The organism is Streptomyces sp. NPDC046939 (assembly GCF_040644575.1).
Lineage (GTDB): Bacteria > Actinomycetota > Actinomycetes > Streptomycetales > Streptomycetaceae > Streptomyces.
This window is the reverse complement of sequence record NZ_JBEYWV010000013.1, coordinates 162,929-186,060: the sequence shown is the minus strand read 5'-3', so window position 1 is coordinate 186,060 and position 23,132 is coordinate 162,929. Positions and strand designations below refer to the sequence as shown.

General features: G+C 72.9%; 19 protein-coding genes and 1 pseudogene. 11 read left to right on the top strand and 9 right to left on the bottom strand.

The features are described from left to right. The first annotated feature begins 257 nt into the window (after positions 1-257). A complete protein-coding gene (locus ABZ877_RS16865) occupies positions 258-2,441 on the top strand; it encodes an FUSC family protein (RefSeq protein WP_361071101.1) in 2,184 nt (727 codons plus the stop codon). Between the two features lie 21 nt (positions 2,442-2,462). Here the strand turns inward: ABZ877_RS16865 and ABZ877_RS16860 are convergent, their stop codons facing one another. Both ABZ877_RS16860 and ABZ877_RS16855 read right to left on the bottom strand, forming a co-directional pair. After that, a complete protein-coding gene (locus tag ABZ877_RS16860) occupies positions 2,463-3,791 on the bottom strand; it encodes a S28 family serine protease (RefSeq protein ID WP_361070985.1) in 1,329 nt (442 codons plus the stop codon). A 170-nt stretch (positions 3,792-3,961) separates the two neighbouring features. Continuing rightward, entirely contained in the window at positions 3,962-4,459 is a 498-nt protein-coding gene (locus tag ABZ877_RS16855) for a peptidylprolyl isomerase (RefSeq protein ID WP_361070982.1), read from the bottom strand. 733 nt (positions 4,460-5,192) lie between these two features. Between ABZ877_RS16855 and ABZ877_RS16850 the strand changes: the two genes are divergently transcribed. The 5 genes from ABZ877_RS16850 to ABZ877_RS16830 all read left to right on the top strand — a co-directional run bounded on the left by ABZ877_RS16850 (position 5,193) and on the right by ABZ877_RS16830 (position 9,537). Beyond that, positions 5,193-6,806 (top strand): ATP-binding protein, encoded by a 1,614-nt coding sequence (locus ABZ877_RS16850; protein WP_361071098.1) that lies wholly within the window; start codon positions 5,193-5,195, stop codon positions 6,804-6,806. A gap of 98 nt (positions 6,807-6,904) precedes the next feature. Then, on the top strand, positions 6,905-7,324 hold the full coding sequence (locus ABZ877_RS16845) for a roadblock/LC7 domain-containing protein (protein ID WP_361070979.1): 420 nt from the start codon (positions 6,905-6,907) through the stop codon (positions 7,322-7,324). Further along, positions 7,321-7,680 (top strand): DUF742 domain-containing protein, encoded by a 360-nt coding sequence (locus ABZ877_RS16840; protein WP_361070977.1) that lies wholly within the window; start codon positions 7,321-7,323, stop codon positions 7,678-7,680. Before ABZ877_RS16845 ends, ABZ877_RS16840 begins: the two co-directional genes overlap by 4 nt. Further along, positions 7,661-8,275, top strand: a complete 615-nt coding sequence (locus ABZ877_RS16835) for an ATP/GTP-binding protein (protein WP_361070975.1) — start codon at positions 7,661-7,663, stop codon at positions 8,273-8,275. Before ABZ877_RS16840 ends, ABZ877_RS16835 begins: the two co-directional genes overlap by 20 nt. Continuing rightward, positions 8,272-9,537: a cytochrome P450 gene (locus ABZ877_RS16830; protein WP_361070972.1), complete on the top strand. Its 1,266-nt coding sequence runs from the start codon at positions 8,272-8,274 to the stop codon at positions 9,535-9,537. Before ABZ877_RS16835 ends, ABZ877_RS16830 begins: the two co-directional genes overlap by 4 nt. 31 nt (positions 9,538-9,568) lie before the next feature. On the opposite strand, the gene trpS is transcribed toward ABZ877_RS16830, so the two are convergent. From trpS to ABZ877_RS16815, 3 genes and pseudogenes are all read right to left on the bottom strand, one after another. Next, positions 9,569-10,591, bottom strand: coding sequence for a tryptophan--tRNA ligase (gene trpS / locus ABZ877_RS16825; protein WP_361070969.1), 1,023 nt, complete (start codon positions 10,589-10,591; stop codon positions 9,569-9,571). Between the two features lie 182 nt (positions 10,592-10,773). Continuing rightward, positions 10,774-11,997, bottom strand: coding sequence for a cytochrome P450 (locus tag ABZ877_RS16820; RefSeq protein ID WP_361070966.1), 1,224 nt, complete (start codon positions 11,995-11,997; stop codon positions 10,774-10,776). A 207-nt stretch (positions 11,998-12,204) separates the two neighbouring features. Beyond that, positions 12,205-12,700, bottom strand: a pseudogene (locus ABZ877_RS16815) (alcohol dehydrogenase catalytic domain-containing protein); the annotation flags it as partial. Positions 12,701-13,325: 625 nt separating this feature from the next. On the opposite strand from ABZ877_RS16815, the gene ABZ877_RS16810 reads away from it, so the two are divergent. Both ABZ877_RS16810 and ABZ877_RS16805 read left to right on the top strand, forming a co-directional pair. Next, positions 13,326-14,564 (top strand): cytochrome P450, encoded by a 1,239-nt coding sequence (locus ABZ877_RS16810; RefSeq protein WP_361070963.1) that lies wholly within the window; start codon positions 13,326-13,328, stop codon positions 14,562-14,564. Next, on the top strand, positions 14,561-14,767 hold the full coding sequence (locus ABZ877_RS16805; RefSeq protein WP_361070960.1) for a ferredoxin: 207 nt from the start codon (positions 14,561-14,563) through the stop codon (positions 14,765-14,767). Before ABZ877_RS16810 ends, ABZ877_RS16805 begins: the two co-directional genes overlap by 4 nt. 11 nt (positions 14,768-14,778) lie before the next feature. Here the strand turns inward: ABZ877_RS16805 and ABZ877_RS16800 are convergent, their stop codons facing one another. Both ABZ877_RS16800 and ABZ877_RS16795 read right to left on the bottom strand, forming a co-directional pair. Beyond that, on the bottom strand, positions 14,779-15,654 hold the full coding sequence (locus tag ABZ877_RS16800) for a universal stress protein (RefSeq protein WP_361070957.1): 876 nt from the start codon (positions 15,652-15,654) through the stop codon (positions 14,779-14,781). A gap of 66 nt (positions 15,655-15,720) precedes the next feature. Beyond that, a complete protein-coding gene (locus ABZ877_RS16795) occupies positions 15,721-17,049 on the bottom strand; it encodes a hypothetical protein (protein ID WP_361070954.1) in 1,329 nt (442 codons plus the stop codon). Between the two features lie 326 nt (positions 17,050-17,375). Here ABZ877_RS16795 and ABZ877_RS16790 point away from each other — a divergent pair, with 326 nt between their 5' ends. Next, positions 17,376-18,236, top strand: a complete 861-nt coding sequence (locus tag ABZ877_RS16790; RefSeq protein WP_361070952.1) for a SigB/SigF/SigG family RNA polymerase sigma factor — start codon at positions 17,376-17,378, stop codon at positions 18,234-18,236. A 24-nt stretch (positions 18,237-18,260) separates the two neighbouring features. On the opposite strand, the gene ABZ877_RS16785 is transcribed toward ABZ877_RS16790, so the two are convergent. Continuing rightward, on the bottom strand, positions 18,261-18,710 hold the full coding sequence (locus ABZ877_RS16785; RefSeq protein ID WP_361070949.1) for an ATP-binding protein: 450 nt from the start codon (positions 18,708-18,710) through the stop codon (positions 18,261-18,263). Between the two features lie 548 nt (positions 18,711-19,258). Between ABZ877_RS16785 and ABZ877_RS16780 the strand changes: the two genes are divergently transcribed. Continuing rightward, positions 19,259-20,632, top strand: coding sequence for a deoxyribodipyrimidine photo-lyase (locus ABZ877_RS16780; protein ID WP_361070946.1), 1,374 nt, complete (start codon positions 19,259-19,261; stop codon positions 20,630-20,632). Here ABZ877_RS16780 and ABZ877_RS16775 read toward each other — a convergent pair. Then, the gene (locus ABZ877_RS16775) at positions 20,607-21,614 is read right to left on the bottom strand and encodes a cobalamin B12-binding domain-containing protein (protein WP_361070944.1); all 1,008 of its coding nucleotides are present in this window, start codon (positions 21,612-21,614) and stop codon (positions 20,607-20,609) included. The genes ABZ877_RS16780 and ABZ877_RS16775 overlap by 26 nt on opposite strands. Before the next feature lie 266 nt (positions 21,615-21,880). On the opposite strand from ABZ877_RS16775, the gene ABZ877_RS16770 reads away from it, so the two are divergent. Next, positions 21,881-23,113, top strand: a complete 1,233-nt coding sequence (locus ABZ877_RS16770) for a GNAT family N-acetyltransferase (protein ID WP_361070941.1) — start codon at positions 21,881-21,883, stop codon at positions 23,111-23,113. Positions 23,114-23,132: the final 19 nt, after the last annotated feature.

Sequence of the window (23,132 nt, the reverse complement as noted above, 5' to 3'; positions counted from 1 at the left end):
AGGGTCACCTCGCTGGCGAACCTAAACCCGTCGGTTCAAGTCCGTGAACGTCACACAGCCTTACGGATGACAGCCAGGTGCCGGGCGGGAGCCCGGCTCATGCTCACGCCAAGACCACGTTCGCACCCTCGTATGCTCGGGGGCACGAACGTCGGATCGATCTTGGAGTGACTCAGGTGACCCAGGTGGCACGACGGCCCCGCTGGGCCGGGACGTGGGACCGCTTCGTGGCGTCCGACCCCGGGCTGCTTCGACTGATGGCCGGGCTGCGCACCGTCGCCGCGATCGGCCTCGCCCTCGCGGTGCTCGGGCTGGCCGGGACCCAGGTCACGCACATGGTCGCGGGCGCGATGACGGCGATGGTCGGCACGTTCGCGATCCGCGAGAAGACGGTGCGCGGGCAGGCGGTCACGCTCGCACTCGGCCTTCCGATGGCGCTCGTCGCGCTCTCGCTCGGCGCGCTGCTGCACAGCCGGGTCGTCGCCGGTGACGTGTTCTTCGTCGCGTTGATCTTCGCCGCCGTTTACAGTCGCAGATTCGGCGACCGGGGCACGGCGCTCGGCCTGATCGGCTTCCAGGTCTACTTCGTGTCCCTGTTCGTGAACGCGACGGTCGGTCAACTGCCCAGTCTCTACGGCACGTTGACGATCGCCTTCGCGTGCAGCGCGTTCGCCCGCTTCGTGCTCGTGCCGGAGACGCCGCAGCGCGTCCTCGGGCGGCTGCGCGAGGCGTTCCGGGCCCGGCTCGGCCAGCTCGTCACCGCCCAGACCCGGCTCCTCGACGCGCCGCCCGGGGAGCTGGACGACGTCCTCGACGATGTGCGCCGCCACACCGCGCGGCTGCACGAGGCGGCGCTGATGATCCAGGGCCGCCTGGAGGACGGCGCCCGCGACGACGTCACCGCCGCGCTGATCCAGCGCCGCGTCGCGGACGCCGAGGTCTCCGCCGAACGCCTCGGCATGCTGCTCCTGAACGCCCGCAGCGCCGAACGCGCCGACACGCTCACCCTCCACCTGCCGGGCGCCCCGGTCCCCGCGGCGGGTTCGCCGCTGCCCCGCGAGGACGAGGCGACGGCCGCCCTCCGCCGCGACCTCGGAGCCCTGAACCTGCTGGCGTCGCGCCCCGCCGACGCCAACCGGGGCACCGCCGTCGCCCACGTACGCAACCGGCTGCTCGGCTACCGCGACGAGGAGGCCATCCCGCCGGGCGCCACGCTCGCCGCGCAGGACGTGTTCCGCGGCATCGGTGAGGCGGCCCGCGCCATCCTGGGTCTGCGGCTCGCGCTCGACGGGCCGCAGGACGAGTCCGACGACTCCCCCGCGACGACGCGCTCGCGCGAGGAGTTCGACGCGGAGGACGTGTCGATAACGGCCGAGAAGGAGGCGCCCGCCGCCGTCGAGGAGGCCGAGGAGCCGAAGGGGCTGCGGCGACCGACCACCCGCGCCGCCTTCCAGGTCGCCGTCGGCTCGGCGCTCGCCATCGTCGGCGGCGAGTTCCTCTCCAGCCAGCGCTGGTACTGGGCCGTCCTCACCTGCTGGGTCGTCTTCCTCAACACGGCGTCGACCGGCGAGATCGTCGTCAAGGGCTACCGCCGCGTGCTCGGCACAGTCCTCGGCGTCGTCGCGGGTGTGGTCCTCGCGGGCGCGGTGGGCGACCACACGTGGCTCGCGTTCGCCCTGGTGCTGCTCTGCGTGTTCGCGATGTTCTTCACCGCGCCGCTGTCGTACGCGCTGATGTCGTTCTTCGTGACGGCGATGCTCGGCCTGCTCTACACACTCCTGAACACCTACAGCTTCGACGTGCTGATCCTGCGCATCGAGGAGACGGCCCTCGGCGCGGCGTGCGGGATCATAGCCGCCGTCCTGATCCTCCCGGTGAGGACCGACAGCCGCACCGACGAACTGCTCGCCACCGTCCTCGAACGCCTCGGTGACGTCGTCGCGGGCGCCGTGAGCCAGCTCAGCGGCGGCCCGGCCGCCGACCTGCTCGACAAGGCCCGCGACCTGGACACCGCCCTGGACGACCTACGGGCCTCCACGCGCCCCCTGACCCATCCGATCACGCCGCTGCGGGAGCGCCGCCAGACCGTCCGCTACCTGGTGGCGCTCCTGGAGACCTCGGCGTACCACGCCCGCTCCCTCGCGGCCACCGCCGAGCTGGTCCCGTACAGCAAGCGCGTCGGCGCGGACCCGCGCCTCGGCCGGGCCGCGCGGCGCATCGCCCACAACATCGACGTGCTCGTCGCGCACGTCAAGGAGACGGACACGACGGGCAGCGTCGAGTCGGGGGCGAGCATCGCCGCGATGCTGGAGACCGACGGCCTCGGCGTCCCGGCCGCGAACACCGTCACCTTCCGCGTCCTGCGTCACCTGCAACGCCTCGACGAGGGCATCACGGGCCTGGCCAGGCCGCTGGACGTGCCGGTGGGTCCGCGCAAGTAGGACCGGCGCTCCAGGGTCTCCCTACTGACCGGCCCAGCGCTTGATGGTCGCGGTCGCCGCGTCCCGCTGGTCCGCCGGGAGCGCGGAGATGCGGGCGTTGTGGTTGGAGTTCGGTACGACGTACTTGTACGAGTCGCGCTTGCTCGGACTGAACTGCTCGGCGCTCCACGGGTCGTTCTGCCCGTACACGAACAGCATCCGCTGCGACTGCGTCCGCACCCACTTGTCGACGCCCTTGATCACGGTGCCGTCGTAGCCCGTGCGCATGTCGGCGGGGAGCACCGAGTTCGGCTGGTAGATGTCCGGGTAGTGGCGCACGCCCTTGAGGTGCTTGAAGGCGAGGTCGGCCCAGCCGAGCTGGGCGGCGGCCTGGCGGTAGTAGGGGCCGGAGCCGTTGGCGCCGAGCGACGAGTCCTCGTAGATGGACAGGCCGTGGTCGAGGGACCACTGGTAGAGGTCGTCGTCGGAGGCGGTTCTCGCGTCGGGCACGGTCGGGCAGTCGTCGACGGTGCCGGACTGCCAGAAGTTCCAGACCTGGTCCAGGACGGCGAACTCGTAGGCGCGGTCGGTGGTGCCGAGGGTGTGGGTGAAGGTGTACCCGGCGTCCTTCGCGGTCTTCTCGAACTTCGGCAGGAGCGCGTCTCGGCGGACGAGCATCTCGCGCTGGACGGCGTCCAGCGCGGTGCGGCACTCCTTCGTGCCGACCGTCTCGAAGAAGCGGTCGTACGTGCTGTCGTCCCTGTTGTTCGCGTCGTTCGGGGCGACGTAGGCGATGACGCCGTCGTAGTCGCGCGGGTAGAAGCGGTAGTGGTAGGTGGCGGTCATGCCGCCCTTGCTGCCGCCGGTCGCGAGCCACTTCGAGGACGTCGCGTACAGGGGGCGGACGGCGCGCACGATGGCGTGCTCGTCGGCGGCCTCCTGCTGGACGGTCATCTTCTTCCACGGGGTGGCGCCGGCCGGGACGGACGGGCCGAAGAAGCGGTGCTCGACGCTGAGCTGGTTGGCGTCGAGGAGCGTGGTGGGCTCGCGGGTGGTGGAGGACAGGCCGTAGCCGCCGGTGTAGAGGACGACGGGCTTGGCCGCCGACTTGTGCCAGAGGGTGAAGCGCTGCTGGAAGGTGCCCGCGCGGGGGTGGTCGTGGTCGACCGGCTGGGTGATCGACAGGGAGTAGAGGGGGAAGCCCTCCTTGTCCGTGACGCCGGTGACGGTGACCCCGGGTATCGCGCGCAACCGGTCCTCGAAGGACGCGGTGGCGCGGGTCGCGGCGCTCGCCGGTGCCGCGGTGGCGGCGAGGGCGCCCGCGGTGAGCACGGCGGACAGGAGCAGCGTGGGCAGAGTGCGCAGACGCACGGGGCCTCCCGGGTCGGGGAACGTGGAGTGGATCTCTGGTGCGGTGACCGAGACCTTAACCCGGGGGGCGCGGGACGGGGCGGGGCCGGACGGAAAAGCCCGGAGCCGGGGCCCGCCTGTGCGGCGGGGCCCCGGCTCCGGGCGTTCGTGTCCGGGTCGGCGGCAGCCGGTCAGAGCTGGCCGGACTCCGCGATGGTGATCTTGGCGGAGGTGGCGCCGCTGCGGGAGCCGAGGGCCTCGATCTTCTTCACGAGCTCCATGCTGGACTCGTCCGCGACCTCGCCGAAGACGACGTGCTTGCCGTCGAGCCAGTCGGTGACGATCGTGGTGATGAAGAACTGCGAGCCGTTGGTGTTCGGGCCGGCGTTGGCCATCGAGAGCAGGCCCGGCTTGGTGTGCTTGAGCTGGAAGTTCTCGTCGGCGAACTTCTCGCCGTAGATGCTCTTGCCGCCCGTGCCGTTGCCGGCGGTGAAGTCGCCGCCCTGGAGCATGAACTGCGGGATGACGCGGTGGAAGGACGAACCGGCGTAGCCGAAGCCCTTCTCACCGGTGCACAGCGCGCGGAAGTTCTCCACGGTCTTCGGGACGACGTCCTCGAAGAGGTTGAACGTGATCCGCCCGGCGGGCTCGTCGTTGATCGTGATGTCGAAGTAGGTCTTGATTGCCATGGCGCAATCCTTGCATCACGACCTCTGAAACACCGATTCGCCCCGGCATCCTGGCCATGTCCGTACGTTCCGTGACGACATCTACGCGCCCCGCGACCGATCCGCGCCCCGCCGGGACCGCGACCGCATGAGAAAGGCCCCGTCGCCTCACAGGGGGGGAGAGGAGGCGGCGGGGCCACAGACTCGAGCGCCCGGGGGGGGTGGGGTGCTGGAGCCGCTCACCCTGCGGGTGCCCGGGTTCGGCGGGGTCATGCACTCCATCCGGGAATTTTTTTTCGCGGCTCTCGGCGGCGGTCGGGCGATCCCGGGGGCGGAGGGTGCCGCGCGCCCGCAGACGTTGGCCGAAAGACTTCGGTCACGGCCGGGTCACGGTGGCCGTGAGGCGCGGTGCGGTGCGGCCGCCGCAGAGCGTCGCCGTCCCGGGTGGTCCCGAAACGCCCGGTTCACGAGGTCGGGACGGGGTCGGGGCGGGCGGCCCGGGAGGTAGCATGCCGCGGCTGTTCGACGGCGACTTCACGACGAAGTCACCGGTGGGGCGGACTATCCGGCTTGTCCGGTCTGCTCGGCCCGCTCCATGACTAGCATGAACGCCGTACGGTCCGGAAGATCGGCGTCCCCTTCGGCGCCCGCTGGCCGGATCCGCAGCCGACTCGACCGGTCGGCTCGTCGCTTCCCACTCAAGGACCGAGGGACCCGCGGAATGTCAGTGCCTGCACCCCCCAGCCCGCACGCGATGGCGAAGGCGGAACGCTCCCCGCTCGGCGCGGCGCTCGTCGTGCTCGTGGTGGCGGCCGCCGCCGCGGGGGCCGCGGCGGCCCTCGCCCCGTCGGCCGCCCGCACCTGGGCGTTGTGGACGGCCGTGGTCTTCTGGGGGTGCCTGGCCGTCGCCGTCGTCACGGGCACCGTCCTGCTCGGCCGCGCCCGCCGCTCCGACGCGCGGGCGCGGCGTGAACTGGCGCTGGCGCAGGGCCGGTTGACCCAGCAGTCCGCCGAGGCGGCGCAGTTGGTGAACGTGACGCTCCCCGGTGTCGTGCGCCAGCTCCGGGAGACGGCGGGCGCGGGCCCGGTCACGGCGCCCTCCGACCCGCAACTGCGCCGGATCCTGGACGAGTTCACGGCGGCCGTCGAGGCATCCGTACGGGAGGCCGTGCGGGCCACGGCGGAGCGCGATGCGGCGCGGGGCGAACTGGAGCAGGCGGAGCGGGAGTTGCGGCAACTCACCGCGGAAACGTTTCCCGCCGCGGTCGCCCGGCTGCGCGAGGGCTCCTCCGCCGAGACCGTCCTCACCGAACTCGCCTGGCCGCAAAGCCCCCTCCTGCGCGTGCCCGCCGAGGCGTTCCTGCGGGAACTGGCCCTCAGCGAGCGGCGATCGGCCGCCGCCCAGGCCGCCTCCGCCAAGGCGCTCAGCCGCGTCCAGGCGAAGTCCGTCAGCATGCTCGCCGACCTGCGCTCCATGCAGGAGCGCCACGGCGAGGAGGTCTTCGGCGACCTGCTGCGCCTGGACCACGCCACGTCGCAGCTCGGCCTGATGACGGACCGGCTCGCGCTGCTCATGGGCGGCCGCTCCAGCCGCGCCTGGAACAAGCCGATCGTGATGGAGAGCGTGCTGCGCGGCGCCGTCGGCCGGATCGCCGCCTACCAGCGGGTGCGGCTGCACTGCGCCACGGACGCGGCGATCGCCGGGTTCGCGGCGGAGGGCGTCATGCACCTGCTCGCCGAGCTGATGGACAACGCGGCCAACTTCTCGCCGCCCATCGACGAGGTCCACGTCTACGTGGAGGAACGCTCCGCCGGGATCGTCGTGACCATCGAGGACAGCGGCCTGAAGATGGCCGACGCGGCGATGCGCCGCGCCGAGCAGGCGGTCTCCGGGCAGATCACCGACCTCGCCTCGCTCCAGGGCACCCGGCTCGGGCTCGCCGTCGTCGGCCGGCTCGCCGCCAAGTACCGCATCGACGTCAACTACCGCCCGTCCTCGCGCGGCGGCACCGGCGTCGTCGTCCTGCTCCCGCCGCAGCTCCTCGCGCAACAGCGCGACCTCGCGCAGTCCCCCGGGCTGCCCGCGCCGCGCCCGGCCCCCGCCGAGACCCACGAGCGCGCCGCCGAGCCCGTCGCGGACCCCGGCCCGGGCGAACCCCGGCCCGCCGAGCCCGCGTCGGCCACCCCGAACGGGCTGCCGGTGCGCCCGCCGGGCCGCACGATGGCCGCCGCCGAGCAGGAGCGCGGGCGGCAGGCGGCCAAGCCCGCCGCGGACCGGGCCACCCCGCCCGGCCGGGACGCGGGCTCCCGCTTCGGCGCCTTCCACCGCGGCCGCAAGGGCGGCAAGGAAACCGACCGCCCCGAGTAGGCCGCCCCCGACATCTGCCAACCCCCCGCACTACACCGTGAGATTGGAGGCACGGGCGGTGTCCGGCCGAGCCGGACGACAAGCCGCCCGACCCCGCCATGCAGACCACTGACACCAGCCTGACCTGGCTCCTGGAGAGCCTGCTCCAGCGCACCCCCGGCACCCGGCACGCCCTCGTCCTCTCCCGCGACGGGCTCAAGCTGTGCTGGAGCGAGCACCTCACCCTCGACCAGGCCGACCAGCTCGCGGCGATCTGCTCCGGCATCCAGGCCCTCGCGCAGGGCGCCTCCGTCGAGTTCGGCGACGGGACCGGCGGCGTACGGCACTCGATGACGGAGTTCCACGGCGGCCTGCTGTTCATCGTGGACGCGGGCGAGGGCGCGCACCTGGCGGTCGTCGCCGCCGAGGACGCCGACCCGGGCGTCGTCGGGCACCAGATGACGGAGCTGGTCGAGCAGATCGGTGAGCACCTGCGGGCCGAGCCGCGTCAGTCGCCCGCCGGGGGCGGCGCCTCATGACGCGGCGGCCGGTGGACATCGGCGACCCGGACCGGCTCTACACGGTCACGGGGGGCCGCAGCCGCGTCGACGACACCTCGTTCGACCTGGTGACGCTGGTGGTCAGCGAGTGCGAGCCGGTCGCGGGGATGCAGTCCGAGCACGTACGGATCCTGGAGATGTGCCGGCGGCCGGCCGCCGTCGTGGAGATCGCGGCCGAGCTGAAGCTGCCCATCACGGTCGTCCGGATCCTCCTCGGTGACCTCCTGGCGGCGGGCAAGGTCACCGCCCGGCATCCGCGCGCGGCCGCCACCGTCGCCTCGCTCCCCGATTCCGACCTTCTCAAGGAGGTGCTCCATGGGCTCCGCAACCTCTGAACTGCCCGCACGCACGCCGCTCGGCGCCCTCGCGGACACCGGCCTGAAGATCGTCGTGGTCGGCGGCTTCGGCGTCGGCAAGACGACGCTCGTCCGCTCCGTCAGCGAGATCCGGCCGCTGAACACCGAGGAGGTGATGACGCAGGCCGGGGTCGGCGTCGACGAGACGACCGGCGTGGCGTCGAAGACCACGACCACGGTCGCCTTCGACTTCGGCCGCATCAGCCTCAACGACCGCATGGTCCTGTACTTGTTCGGCGCCCCCGGCCAGGAGCGGTTCTGGTTCCTGTGGGACCGGCTGTTCTCGGGGACGCTCGGCGCGGTCGTCCTCGTCGACACCCGCCGGATGGACGACTCCTGGTACGCGATCGACCGCCTGGAGCACCACGGCACGCCGTTCGTGGTGGCCGTCAACCGGTTCGACGACGAGCCGGTGCGCCACTCCCTCGACGAGATACGGCAGGCCCTCGCGCTGCCGGAGCACGTGCCGATGGTCGACTGCGACGCCCGCGTCAGGTCGTCCGGCAAGGACGTGCTCATCACCCTCGTGGACCACCTCTACGCACGGGCCATCGCCCAGGAGACGACACCGTGACCGAGCAGAGCCCGACCCCCGCCGCGGGCGCCGCGCCGCCCGAGTGCCCCGCGCACGCGGGCGCGATCCCGCTGAGCGGCCTGGAGTACCAGCAGACGCCGTCCCAGCTCTACCGCGCGCTGCGCCGCGAGCACGGCCCGGTCGCGCCGGTTCTGCTCGACGGCGACGTGCCCGCGTGGCTGGTCCTCGGCTACTCCGAGGTGAGCTATGTGACCGCGCACGACGAGCTGTTCGCGCGGGACTCGCGACGCTGGAACCAGTGGGAGCACATCCCCGAGGACTGGCCGCTGCTCCCGTTCGTCGGCTACCAGCCCTCGGTCCTCTTCACGGAGGGCGCCGAGCACCGGCGGCGCGCGGGCGTCATCACGCACGCCCTGGAACAGGTCGACCAGTTCGAGCTGGCCCGGGAGTGCGCGCTCATCGCAGACCGGCTGATCTCCGCTTTCGCGGGCAGCGGCCAGGCGGAGCTGATGGCCGCGTTCACGCATCCGCTGGCCATGCTCGCGGCGGTGCGGATGTGCGGGATGCCGCTCGCGGGCACGGAGACCCAGGACCTCGTGGACGATCTGCGGATCTCCCTGGACGCGGCCGAGGGCGACGACCCGGTGGCCGCGTACGTACGGGTCGGCGAGCGCATCCAGCGGCTGGTGAAGGAGAAGCGGGAGCGGCCCGGCGCGGACGTCACCTCGCGGATGATCCAGGACCCGGCGGGGCTGACCGACGAGGAGATCGTGCAGGACCTGATCTCGGTGATCGCGGCGGCCCAGCAGCCGACGGCGAACTGGATCTGCAACACGCTGCGGCTGCTCCTCACGGACGAGCGGTTCGCCCTCAATGTCTCGGGCGGGCGGCTCAGCGTCGGCGAGGCGCTCAACGAGGTGCTGTGGCTGGACACCCCGACCCAGAACTTCATCGGGCGCTGGGCGGTGCGCGACACGCAGCTCGGCGGCCGGCGGATCCGGGCGGGCGACTGCCTGGTCCTCGGGCTCGCCGCGGCCAACACCGATCCGCAGATCTGGCCGGAGTCCCACGTGGGCGCGGAGAACGCGGCGCACCTGTCGTTCAGCAACGGCGAGCACCGCTGCCCGTACCCCGCGCCCCTGCTGGCGGACGTCATCGCGCGCACGGCGGTGGAGACGCTCCTCGACCGGCTGCCGGACCTGGTCCTGGCGGTGGATCCGGCGGAGCTGCGGTGGCGGCCGTCGATCTGGATGCGCGGCCTCGTCGAGCTGCCGGTCTCCTTCACGCCGGTCGTGCAGTGAGCCGGGCTGCCCGCCCGCTCCTCACGAGCCCTCAGTAGTCGGCGCGCATGGCGGCGCGCACGTCCTTCAGCGTCGCGTCGGCCACCGCGTTGGCCCGCTCGTTCCCGGCCCGGAGCACCTCCCTGACATATGTGCGGTCCTCCGCGTAGGCGGCACGGCGGGCCCGGATCGGGGCGAGGCGGCCGTTGACGGCGTCGGTGACGCGGCGCTTCAGCGCGGCCCCTCCCCCGGCGCCGATCTCCTGCGCCACCTGGCGCGGGTCGGCGTCCTCGCACAGCGCGGCGAGCAGGACCAGTGAGGAGACCTCGGGCCGGTTGTCCGGGTCGTAGGTGATGTGGCGCTCGGCGTCCGTCTTGGCGCCCCGGATCAGACGGGCGGTCTCGTCGGCGTCGGCGGAGAGGGCGATGGCGTTGCCGCGGCTCTTGCTCATCTTCGTGCCGTCGGTGCCGAGCAGCAGCGGCGCGGTGGACAGCAGCGCCTCGGGCAGCGGGAAGACCTGTTCGCCGTGGCCGTAGCGCTCGTTGAAGCGGCGGGCGACGGTGCGGGTGATCTCCAGGTGGGGCAGTTGGTCCTGGCCGACGGGCACGACGTTCGCCTTGCAGAAGAGGATGTCGGCGGCCTGGTGCACCGGATAGGTGAACATCAGCCCGCTGACCGCCGCCTGCCGCGAGTGCGCGATCTCGTCCTTGACCGTGGGGTTGCGGCTCAGCTCGGACACGGAGACGAGGCTGAGGAAGGGCAGCAGGAGCTGGTTGAGCGCGGGCACGGCGCTGTGCGCGAAGATCGTGGAGCGGTCCGGGTCGATGCCGACGGCGAGGTGGTCGAGGACCAGCTCCTCCACGTACTCCGTGAGGTTCTCGGCCACGTCGCGGTCGGTGAGCACCTGGTAGTCGGCGACGAGGACGAACGTCTCGACGCCCAGGTCCTGGAGTCTGACCCGGTTGTGCAGGGTGCCGAAGTAGTGGCCGAGATGGAGGCGTCCGGTGGGGCGGTCGCCGGTGAGGACGCGGTGGCGGCCGGGCTCCTTGCGGATCAGTTCCTCGGTGCTGGTCATCTTTCTCTCCCTGGGTCATGGGGTCCTCGGGACGGCATGACTTCCGCGGGAAGAGAAAAGGGCCGTCCAGGGACGGCCCTTGTGGTGCGTGCATGGCTGTGGCCGCCTCTAAGCGAGGCGCCACCAGCACAGACACGAGAAGTCGGACATACGACGAGCTTAACACCCGCCGGGTACGGGGTTCAGGGTGCCAGCGGCGTGAACCGGACCGGCAGCGACTGCGGCCCGCGCGTGAACACGCCCTGCTCGACGGGGTCGAAGCCGTCGGCGAGCCGGACGTCGGGCATGGCGTCGAGAAGCTGGTTCACCCCGGTCTCCACCTCCGCCTTGGCGAGCAGCGCGCCGACGCAGAAGTGCCGGCCGAGGGCGAAGGCGAGGTGGTCGGCGGCGGCCGAGAACGCCGTGGTGGCCGTCAGGTCGGAGCGGAAGATGTCGAAGCGGTCGGGGTCCGTGTAGCGGTCCTCGTCGCGGTTGGCGGCGCCGATGAGGCAGGTGACGGTGGACCCGGCGGGGATCGTACCGCCGGACACCTCCACGTCGACCGCCGACTGACGCATGATCATGTGAACGGGCGGGGTGTGGCGCAGCGTCTCGGCGAAGGCGCGCTCGATCAGCGAGCGGTCCTCGCGGACGGCGGCCAACTGCTCGGGGTGGGCGAGGAGGTTGGCGAAGATGCTGGCGATGGCCTTGTCGGTGGTCTCGCCGCCGGCGGCGAGCAGCAGGCTGCAGAACGCCTTGATGTCCTCGTCGCTCATGCGGACGCCGTCGACCTCGGCGGCGCACAGCGCGGAGAGCAGGTCGTCGCCGAGGTTCTCGCGGCGGTCCTGGATGATCGGGATCATGTACTCGGCGAACTCGACGCGGGTGCGCTCGCCCGCCGCCGTGACCTCGGGGTCGCCCGCCAGATTGCCGAGGAAGGCGATGACGGCGGTGTACCAGCCGTGGAAGCGGGCGTGGTCGGCCTTGTCCAGGCCGAGCATGTCGGCGATGACGTTGACCGGGAACCGGGTGGCGTAGTCGTGCACGAGGTCGGCGGCGCCGGCGGCGCGGAACTGGTCTATCAGGGCGCGGGAGTTGGCCTCGATGACGGGGAGGAACTTCTCCTGGAGGTCGCTGCCGCGGAAGGCCGGGGCGACGAGCGCGCGGCGCACGGCGTGCTCGCGCCCGCTGAGCTGGAGGATCGTCTTGCCGTGGACGGGCTCGAGCTGCCAGTCGTAGTTGTCGGTGGTGAACTGGCCTTCCCTGTCCTTGAAGACCCGTTCCACGTCGGCGTACCGCGAGATGATCCAGCTCTGCGTCGGCTCGTGCCAGAAGAGGGGCGCGGAGGCGCGCATCTCGCGGTACGCGGGGTAGGGGTTCGCGGCGAATTCCGGCGAGAGGATGTCGGGGACTTGCGCGGTGGACATGGAACTCCCTGAGTGGGTGACGGACGATCCGTCGCCCAGGCTAAGGACCACCCGCCACCCGGAACAGCCCCCTCCGGGCCGTCAGTTGACGATTACACGAACCGCGTGGCCGAAATCGCACGGGCCGACGGCCGGTGTCAGCCGTCGGGCGGGATCACCGCGCGCCCGTGTGCAGCCACTCGCAGGCGAGCGGCGCCTCGTCGAGCGCGCTTCGGCGTCGAACAGGATCGCCTCGTACGCGCCGACCGTTCGGGCCAGGGCCAGCTTGTCCTCGGGGACGTCGAGGGCGATGACGCGCGTCGCGGACATGGCGCGCAACAACTGGATGGCGACGTGGCCGAGGCCGCCGGTGCCGCTCACGACGGCGGTCGAGCCGCCCGCGTCGGTGAGGGGGACGGTGGCGTCGACGAGCATGTACTCGGCCATGGAGCCCGGGACGCCGGGGCCGGGCGGGCGGGCGGATGCCGAACCCGTCGGCACGCAGGCAGTAGTTCTCCGTGCCCTGCGCGCAAGGGGCGCAGGTGCCGCACCCCCAGGGCCCGTGGACGGCGACGGAGTCGCCCTCCTCCAGGCCGCTGACGCCCGCGCCGAGTGCGGCGACGATGCCCTCGTGGCCGAGGGTGAGCGGCAGCTCGACCTTCAGGAGAACCTGCCCGGAGCCGGGCTCCGGGTCGGGGACGGTGACGGCCTCGGGCGCTGGACCGGCGGGCGCAAAAAAAGACCCCGACCGTACGGGGGAGAACGGTCGGGGTCTCGTGGATAAGTTTAACAGCGAACCAACCCGGTTCGGTACACCCGATCATGGTGGGCCGCGTGAGGTCGGACACACAGGAACATCGGCGGCGATTCACCCCATTTGGCGCGCCCCGACCCGCGGACGCAGAGCGCGCCCGTACGGACGGCACGATTCCGGTCGGAGTGCCAGGACACCCCGCCCACCGCCCCGCCCGATATCGGCCGCCGCCCGACCCGGACGACACCCGGGCCGAGGGCCTGCCGCCGCATGGAAGCCCGGCTTCCAAGACGCGGCACACCCGCTCCCCCGGCCGCCGCGCCAGGACCGGCGGCACCATCATGACCTGCGGCGCCGCGCGACGACCGCGTACGCCGGAGGCCGTCAGCCCCACGTTCCCCATGGACGCGGACAGGCCCCCCGCGCACGCACCCCGCCATCGAACGCGTGCGAAAGGCCCCGGCCAGATCCTCCGCCGGGCGGAACTGGCCGGTCTTCCCGTCGACCAGGTAGATGCCTCAGGCATCCAATGGTGAGGGAGCGCGGAACGACCAGCTCCGCGCGCACGGACGAGCACTGCGAGGCGATCCGATCCATGACGGAATCCACGACGGAACCGGCCCGCCAGGACCTCCACCCCCCGATCCCCGCGCCCCAGGTCGCCTTCCCGCAGGACCGGGGCTGCCCCTACCACCCGCCCGCCGCCTACGCGCCGCTGCGCGAGGCGCGGCCCCTCGGCCGGATCACCCTCTTCGACGGCAGCTGGGCCCACGTCGTCACCGGGCACGCCCTGGCCCGGCAGCTCCTGGCCGACCCCCGGCTCTCCAGCGACCGCACGCGGGCCGACTTCCCGGTGACGACCGAACGGCTCGCGGAGACCAGGGCGCGCCGGGTGGCGCTGCTCGGCGTCGACGACCCCGAGCACAACGCCCAGCGCCGCCTGCTGATCCCGAGCTTCTCGGTGAAGCGGATCGCCGCGCTGCGCCCGCGCATCCAGGAGACGGTGGACCGGCTGCTCGACGCGATGGAGCGGCAGGGGCCACCGGCCGAGCTGGTCGGCGCGTTCGCCCTGCCGGTGCCCTCGATGGTGATCTGCTCGCTGCTCGGCGTCCCCTACGCCGACCACGAGTTCTTCGAGGAGCGCTCCCGGCGCCTGCTGCGCGGGCCCGCCGCGTCCGACGTGGAGAAGGCCAGGATCGAGCTGGAGGGCTACCTCGGCGACCTGATCGACCGCAAGCGGCGCGAACCCGGCGACGGTCTGCTCGACGAACTCATCCACCGGGAGTCACCGGACGGCCCGCCCGACCGCGAGCAGCTCATCTCCTACGCGGTGATCCTGCTTATCGCCGGGCACGAGACGACGGCGAACATGATCTCCCTCGGTACGTTCACCCTGCTGCGCCACCCCGAACAGCTGGCGGCGCTGCGGTCCGGGACGACGAGCACGGCCGTCGTCGTGGAGGAGCTGCTGCGCTACCTGTCGATCGCGGACGGGCTGCTGCGCGTCGCCCGCGAGGACATCGAGGTCGCCGGGGAGACGATCCGGGCCGGCGAGGGCGTCGTCTTCTCGACGTCCCTCGTCAACCGGGACGAGGAGGCGTTCCCGGGGGCGGACGTCCTCGACTGGGACCGCTCGGCCCGCCACCACCTCGCGTTCGGCTTCGGCATCCACCAGTGCCTGGGCCAGAACCTCGCCCGCGCCGAGCTGGAGATCGCGCTGCACACCCTGTTCGAGCGGCTTCCGGGGCTCCGCCTCGCGGCACCCGCCGAGGAGATCCCGTTCAAGCCCGGTGACACGATCCAGGGCATGCTCGAACTGCCCGTGGCGTGGTGAGCGCCGTGCGGATCGAGGTCGACAAGGAACGCTGCGTGGGCGCGGGCATGTGCGCCCTGACCGCCCCCGACGTCTTCACCCAGGACGACGACGGCTTCAGCGAAGTGCTCCCCGGCGCCGCCGAACGGGCCGGTGAGCATCCGATGGTCAAGGAGGCGGTACGGGCCTGCCCCGTGCAGGCGGTCACCGTCACCGAGAGCTGAGCCGGGTCGGCTCAGGCGTGCGGCACCACGGCCACCGGGCACGGCGCGTGGTGCAGCACCGCGTGGGCGACCGAGCCGATCCGGGCGCCGACGGCGGTGCGGCGGGCGCGGCGCCCGACGACCAGGAGCTGCGCCCGCTGCGCCACCGACAGCAGCACCTGCCCGGCGCTGCCGATCTCGACGTGCTCGACGACGTGCACGTCGGGGTACCGCTCCCGCCACGGGGCGAGAGCCGCGCCGAGCGCCTTCTTCTCGTACGGCTCCATGCCGCCCGCCTCGTCGAGCAGTTCGAGGGAGGCGGCACTGTAGGCGAAGACCGGCGGGAGGTTCCAGGCGCGGACCGCCCGGACGCTCGCGCCGCGGGCCGCCGCCGTGCGGAAGGCGAACTCCAGGGCGGCGGCGCTGTCCTCGGGGTCGCCTTCCTGCCCGACGACCACTTCGTGCGCCGCCGCCTCGGTGAGGGCGCGGTCGTCCGCGCGGACCAGCACCACGGGCCGCTCGGTGCGGGCGATGACCTGCTGGCCGACCGAGCCGAGCAAGAAGCCGACGAGGGGACCGTGCCCGCGCGAGCCGAGCGCGAGCAGTTCCGCGTCCCGGGCCACGGCGAGGAGGGCGTCGGCGGCGCCGTCCGCGTCGAGCACGTCGGTGGTGACGGCGAGGCCCTTGTGGCGCTCGGCGATCCGCTGCTCCGTCTCGTCCAGGAGGTCACGGGCCCAGCGGGCCTGCGCGTCCGCGTCGGCGGCGAGCGCGAGCGGCTCCGGCGCGGGCGTGCCGACGTGCACCAGGCGCAGCGGCCGGTCGTGCCGCACCGCCTCGCGCGCCGCCCAGGCCGCAGCGGCCTCGCTCTCGGGTGATCCGTCCACTCCCGCGGTGATCGGCCGGGTCATGGTGGGGCCTCCTGTCGGGTCCGTCGCCGCGTCGTGCGGCTGCCGCCGTACACCGACGATCTTGCCCTACGTCGCGGCGCGGGCGCCGGTCGCCCCCGTGGGCTCGTCGGGCTTCCCGGGCTTGTCGGGCTTGACGGGCTTGACGGGCTTGACGGGCTTGTCGGGGCGCAGGAAGCGGTGCCAGCCTCCCGGCGGCCGCTCCCCCACGTCCAGGCCGCGCAGCTTGGCGAGGATCGCGGGGTCCTGCGCGTCGAGCCAGTCGACGAACTGCCGGAAGGAGACGAGCCGTACGTCCTTCTTGTCGGCGACCCGCTTGAGCGTCTCCTCGACGGCGTCCATGTAGATGCCGCCGTTCCACTCCTCGAAGTGGTTGCCGATGAAGAACGGGGCCCGGTTCGTCTCGTAGGCGCGGCGGAAGCCCGCCAGGTACGCCTCCGTGGCCTGGGTGCGCCAGCCCGGGTAGTTGTGGGAGGGGGCGCGGGTGGAGTTCCTCGACTGGTTGGCGAGGATGTTGTAGTCCATCGACAGGACCTCGAAGCGGTGGCCGGGGAAGGGGACGGCCTGGAGCGGCAGGTCCCACACGCCGTGCTTCTTGTCGGGCCAGCGCTGTTCGCCGCCGGGCGAGGAGGCGTCGTAGCGCCAGCCGAGCTCGCGGGCGACCGGCAGGAGGTTGTCCTGGCCGAGCAGGCAGGGGGTGCGGCCGCCGATCAGCTCCTGGTCGTAGTCGAAGGGCAGCGACGGGTGCTCGTGCCAGCCGGTGTTGGAGCGCCAGGTCTTGACGAACGCCTGGGCCTGCTCGATCTCGCTGCGCCAGTGCGCGGCGCCCCAGTTGGCGACGGATCCGGCGCCGCCGCAGAAGTGCCCGTTGAAGTGCGTGCCGATCTCGTGGCCCTCCAGCCACGCCTGGTGGACGTACGTGAGGGTCTCCTTGACGTGCTCGTTCGTCAGGTAGCCGATGTCGGAGGCGCCGACCGGGTTGTTGGGCGGGCGGTACAGGCGCTTCTTCTCCTCGGGGAGCAGATAGAGGCCCGAGAGGAAGAAGGTCATGTGCGCGTCGTGGGCGCGGGCCAGCTCCAGGAAGCGGGGGAAGAGGCCGTTGCCGACCTCGCCCGCGCCGTCCCAGGAGAAGACGACGAACTGCGGGGGCCGCTCGCCGGTCTCCAGGGGGGTGGGCGCGGCGGGCTGGCGCGGCTGCTTACCGGTGTAGGAGGTGGAACCGTCGCCGATCAGCCGTGGCGTGATCTTCTTCGGCGCCCCTTCCTCCCGCTGCCCCGGGCCCGCCGGAGGCCGGCCGCCTCCGTCGCCGTGGCCGCACCCCGCGAGCGTCGTGGCGGCGGCGCCGAGGCCGATCCCGAGCCCCAGTCGTGCCGCGTCCCTGCGGCTGATTCCACTCATGCACGTCCCCATCCGCGCCGAGCGAGGCGCGTTGTGTGTTCCCCGACGACATCGACCTTCGCACCGTAAATCCGATAAACGAACAAAACGGATTTTTAGTGCGCCTCGCCGGGCGAACGGGTGACAGGGGGCGCCAACGGGTGACATCACGTGCGGGGACCGGCGCTCGCGGGCAGCACGTCCACGCGTCCGCGGACCGTGCCTGCTGTTTCTGCCGTGTTGATGTCGTACCTGCACGGCGCGGCCGCATGACCGGCGAGGCGCCGGGTAAGCCCCGGACACCACGAGGGGACAGCGCTTCGCGCCGCGAACGGCCGGGAGGGACGATGGGCTCCACCACGAGGGGGACACACGTGAGCGCGGACACGGACGCACGGACCCCGCTCCCCCATGTCCCGGACCCCACGCGCGTGACACCGCAGGACGCGCGGGAGCTCTCCCGCCTCTTCTTCCGGCGCCTCGCGGAGCTGGAGGAGGGCACGCGCGCGTACCAGTACACGCGCAACACGCTGATCGAGATGAACATGTCGCTGGTCCGCTTCGCGGCGGGGCGCTACCGCCACCGGGGCGACTCCATGGAGGACATCGTCCAGGTCGGCATGATCGGTCTGATCAAGGCCATCGACCGGTTCGACATCTCCCGCGAGGTCGAGTTCACCTCGTTCGTGCTGCCGTACATCAGCGGGGAGATCAAGCGCTTCTTCCGCGACACGACATGGGCGGTGCACGTGCCGCGGCGGCTCCAGGAGCTGCGGACCGAACTCGCCAAGGCGCACGACGAGCTGCGCACCCGCCTGGACCGCGAGCCCACCACGGCCGAGCTGGCCACGCTCATGAACCTGACGGAGGCCGAGATCCGCGAGGTCCGTCTGGCTTCGAACGGCTATACGTCCGCGTCACTCGACGCGGCGCTGGGCGGTGACGACGACGAGGACAAGGAGTCGGTGCTGGCCGACTTCATCGGCGCGCAGGACACGGCGCTGGAGCTGGTGGAGGACCTGCACACCCTCGCCCCGCTCGTCGCCGGGCTGCCGGAGCGCGACCGCACCCTGCTCCACCTGCGGTTCGTGGAGGAGCTGACCCAGGCGGAGATCGGCGAGCGGCTGGGCTGCTCGCAGATGCACGTCTCACGCCTCATCACGCGGCTCATCGCCCGGCTGAGGTCCGGGATGCTCGCGCAGTCGTGAGGAGCCGGGCGGACCCGGCCGCCCTCATTCCGGGAGCGTCAGGACGGCCTTCACGCGCTTGCCGACCGGCACCCGTTCCACGGTGACGTCGGCGAGCATGTCCACGATCTCCAGACCGTGGCCGCCGATGCGCGCCGGGTCCCTGGGATAGCGGCGCGGGACCGCGTCGCTGCTGTCGTACACGGAGACGGTGATCTGCCGCGCCGTGCCCTCCAGCTCCAGCGCGTACGGACCGCGGGCGTGCCGGTCCGCGTTGGTGACCAGCTCGCTGACGACGAGGAGGACGTCGCCCGCGATCCTGCGGTCGACATCGACACACCACTCGTGCGTGAGCTGCGCCAGAAACGTCTCCGCGAAGTCACGGGCTTGCGCTATGCAGCCCGGCTCCCCGGAGTAGTGGCTCATCCGCCGCAGCGGTTCGACAGGCGTGTCGAAGCCAATTGGGATCACTGCCCCGTCCAAATACTCGGTCATTCGCGTCTCTCTCGACCGGGCCTGAGGTGGTCAGGCCCCCGCAGCCATGCTGATACCCCGAGTCGGGCGGTGCAGTCCTGCGGGTTGCGATGTGACTGACAGCACTGGGCCCCGCCACTGCGGGCGGGGCCCAGCGGGGGCTCGCCGGCGCCTCGCGCTGCCCTGGCGCGGACCGGCGGCCGGGTCAACCGGGAACGTCACCTTCCCCGGTGACCACCAGGAACGCGTCCGACTCCAGGTCCATCACCACCGTCGCGGACCGCCCCTGAGCACGCAATTGCGCGGCGTACTCCTCAGCCGGCCAGGAACCGCGGGGCGCCCCCGCGGGAAATCGCCGCAACACCGTCGTCCGCATAGCGCCGACACCTCCACGCCCGTCTTCCTCTGTACGGACGGTTCTCACTCGGTGACCGTCCGTCCTCCCTGTACTCCGCTTGCCCGCTTCCGGCGCCTCCATGCAGTACCTGTTGGCAGTACCTGTGGGAGACGGCAACGTCCTCGTTCACCCTCGTTCACCTGTTCACCCTCGTTCACCCGGGAGCCGCCCCGTGCGCGTCCACGTCGTCCTGTTCACCGCCGACCTGCGGGTCCACGACCATCCGCCGCTCCGGGCCGCCCTCGGCGCCGCCGACGCGGTGGTGCCGCTGTTCGTGCGGGACACGGGGATCGCCGCCGCCGGTTTCGTCGCGCCGAACCGTGAGGCGTTCCTCGCCGACTGCCTGCGCGACCTCGACACGAACCTGCGCGGGCGCGGCGGGCGGCTCGTCGTCCGCTCCGGCGCGGTGGCGGAGGAGGTCGCGAAGGTCGTGGCGGAGAGCGGCGCGAGCGCCGTGCACCTGTCGGGCGACGTCAGCGGCTACGCCCACCGGCGCGAGGACCGGCTCCGCGCGGCACTGGAGGGCACCGGCTGCGAGGTGGTCGTGCACGACGGGGTGGTGACCCGGGTGGCGCCGGGCGCGGTCACCCCGGCGGGCAAGGACCACTTCGCCGTGTTCACCCCGTACCACCGCAAGTGGGCCGAGCAGCACACGCGGGAGGTCGCCGGGGCGCCGTGCAAGGTCACCGTGCCGGACGGCGTGGGCTCTGAGCCACTGCCCGAGCGCGCCGCCGTCCGGGGCGTGTCACCGGCGCTGGCCGAGGGCGGCGAACGGGCCGGCCGCGCACGTCTGGCCGCCTGGCTGCGTTCGGGCATCGGCCGGTACGGGGACCAGCACGACGACATGGCGGGCGACGCCACCTCACGGCTCTCCCCCGATCTGCACTTCGGCACGGTCAGCCCGGCGGAGGCGGTCCACCGGGCGCGGGCGGCGAGCGGCCCCGGCGCCGAGGCGTTCGTACGGCAGCTCGCGTGGCGGGACTTCCACCGCCAGGTCCTCGCGGCCCGCCCGGCCGCCGCGCACGACGACTACCGCACCAAGAACGACCGCTGGCGCTCGGAACGTTCGGCGGGCGAGGAGATCGAGGCGTGGCGGGAGGGGCGCACGGGCTATCCGGTGGTCGACGCGGGGATGCGGCAGTTGCGCCACGAGGGGTGGATGCACAACCGGGCCCGCCTGCTCACCGCGAGCTTCCTCGCCAAGACGCTGTACGTCGACTGGCGGATCGGCGCCCGCCACTTCCTCCACCTGCTCGTGGACGGGGACATCGCCAACAACCAGATGAACTGGCAGTGGATGGCGGGCACGGGCACGGACAGCAGGCCCAACCGGGTGCTCAACCCGGTGACGCAGGGCAAGCGGTACGACCCGTCCGGCGCGTACGTGCGCCGGTGGGTGCCGGAGCTGGCGGGGATCGCCGGGTCCGGCGTGCACGAGCCGTGGAGGCTGAGCGCGAAGGAGCGCGCCGCGTACGACTATCCGGAGCCGCTGCTCGAACTGTCCGAGGGGCTCGCCCGGTTCAGGCGCGCCCGGGACCTGCGGTGACCGGCGACGCGGCGAACTCGGGGTAGAGCCGTTCGAGGGCGGACAGCGCCTCGGGCAGCGTCGAGGGGCGCAGCGCGCCGCGCACCGTGCGCCCCGCCCAGCCGGGCCCGCCGAGCACGACGGCGGGCCCGCCGCGGGCGCCGCGCACGCCCCACCGGCTCTCGGCGAGCTGCCGGGCCAGCGGCAGGTTGGCGGTGGAGCGGGCCTGTGCCCACAGGACGACGGCGCGCGGGCCCGTCCGGCGCACGGCGGCGGTGACCGCCTCGACGGGCACGGCCGCCCCGAACATCCGCTGCGGAAGCCCGATCTCGTCGAGCGCCGCGCTGAGCGCCTCCAGGGGCAGCGAGTGCTGTTCGGCGGGGACGCAGGCGAGGACGACGGGCGGCGCGGCCAGGGTGGCGGGCGCGACGGGGCCGCGGTGCAGGACGCCCGAGACGTGCCAGGTCAGGAAGTGCTCGACCTCCACGTAACGGTCGCCCGCCTCCTCCCACTTGCGGCCGATCGCGTGCAGCGCCGGCACCATGACGTCCTGCCAGGCGCCGACCAGGCCGTGCCGGTCCACCGCCTCGGCGAGCAGGGACCGCACGCCGGGCGCGTCGAGCCGGGTCGCCGCGCGGGACAGGCCGCGGTGCCGGCGTTCGAGCGTGTCCTGCGCGGGGCGCCGCGGCGTACGGCGCTGGGTCGGGACGGCGACGGGGAGGAGGGTGCCGCGGCGGGAGACGGCCTGGTGCGCGGCCTCGGCGGGCGGCAGGCCCGTCGCGGTGAGGCGGCACATCTCCTCGACGACGGCGACGTCCTCGGCGGACCAGCGCCGGTGGTGGCCGTCGGCGCGCTGGGCGGGCCCGAGGCCGTAGCGCCGGTCCCAGGTGCGCAGGGTCGTCGGCGCGACACCCAGGCGCCGTGCCAGGGCCCCGGTCGTGACCCCCGGTACCGTCGTCGCCGCGCCGTTCCCGCCCCGTCCGGCGTCCCGCTCCACGTCCATCGGCCCACGATACGACGCACAAACGATGCGAGTTGCCCCGCGACCGCGGGTGTGCCGAAGATGACCGCTCCGCGGACGGGGGCGGGGCCGATCCGCCCACTTGCCCCCCGTTCGCCTCCGGTTCCGGTCGCTTCCGTCCGGTCCGGTGCGTCCTCGGCGGTGTCGGCGCCGCCGAGGACCGTCCCGTGGACGGTGCCTCGCCGGGCGCCGTGCACGGCGACACCCCCACGGGCGCGGTCCGCGCCGCGCGGTTAGGGTCTGTGATCATGAATGCCCGATCCGTCCAGATCCGTGAGCTGCCCGAGTCCGACATCGAGCGCGCCCTCGCACTCGCCTACCTGGTCTTCCACGAGTCCCCTCGGGACGACCGGCGCGAGCACCACCGCGAGACGCTGGCCGGCTTCCTGCGCATCGGCGCCTACGACGGCGCGGAGCTCGTCGGCTTCGCTGGGGCGCACCCGTTCTCCCTGTCCGTGCCCGGCGGCGGCGAACTCCCCTGCCCCGGCCTGACGTTCGTGTCCGTGGCACCCACCCACCGGCGCCGCGGCGTGCTCTCCGGGATGATGGGCGAGCTGTTCACCCGCTGTGCGCGCGAGGGCGCGCCGCTGGTCGCGCTGTGGGCGTCGGAGGCGTCCATCTACGGCCGGTTCGGCTTCGGCCCCGGCACGTACGGGGCGAGCGTCCAGATCGACTCGCGGCGCCCCCTCGCGCTGCGGATCGCGCCCGACCCCCGGCCGCTGCGCCTCATCGACCCGGCGGACGCGCCCGCCCTGCTCGGCCCGTACTACGAGCGGACGCGTACGCGGCGGGCGGGGCGCCTCGCCCGTACGGAGGCGTGGTGGCGCGAGGAGTGGCTGGTCGAGAAGGACGAGGACGACGACGCCCTCTCGCCGCCGCGCGTCGTCGCGCTCGGCGACCCGCTCGCCGGGTACGCGGTCTACCGCACCAAGTCCGGCGACGAGGAGGCCCGTACGCCGGGCCTGGTCCGGGTGGACGACCTGGAGGCCGACACCCCGGAGGCGGCCGCCGCGCTGTGGAGCTATCTGACCGCCATCGACCTGACGGGCACCGTGCGGTCCTGGGGCCTGCCGGTCGACGACCCGCTGCCGCTGTTCGCGGCCGACCGGGACCAGGTGCGGGTCACGGAGTGCTTCCCCGCGCTGTGGGTGCGCCTGGTCGACGTGCGCGCCGCCCTCGCGGCGCGGAGCTGGGCCGCGCCGGTGGACGTGGTGCTCGCGGTCCGTGACGAGCAGGTGCCGGCGAACGCGGGCAGGTTCCGGCTCATCGCGTCGCCGGACGGGTTCTCGTACGCGCCGACGGCGGACGACCCGGACCTCGTCATCGAGGCGCGGGACCTCGCGACGGTCTACATGGGCGCCACGTCCGTACAGGCCCTGGTGCGGGCGGGTCTGGTCGGTGAGCACAAGCAGGACGCGGCGGCGATGCTCGACACCGCGCTGCGCACGGAGGCGCTGCCGCACACGGTCGACGGGTTCTGACCTCCGTCCGGCGCGGCCG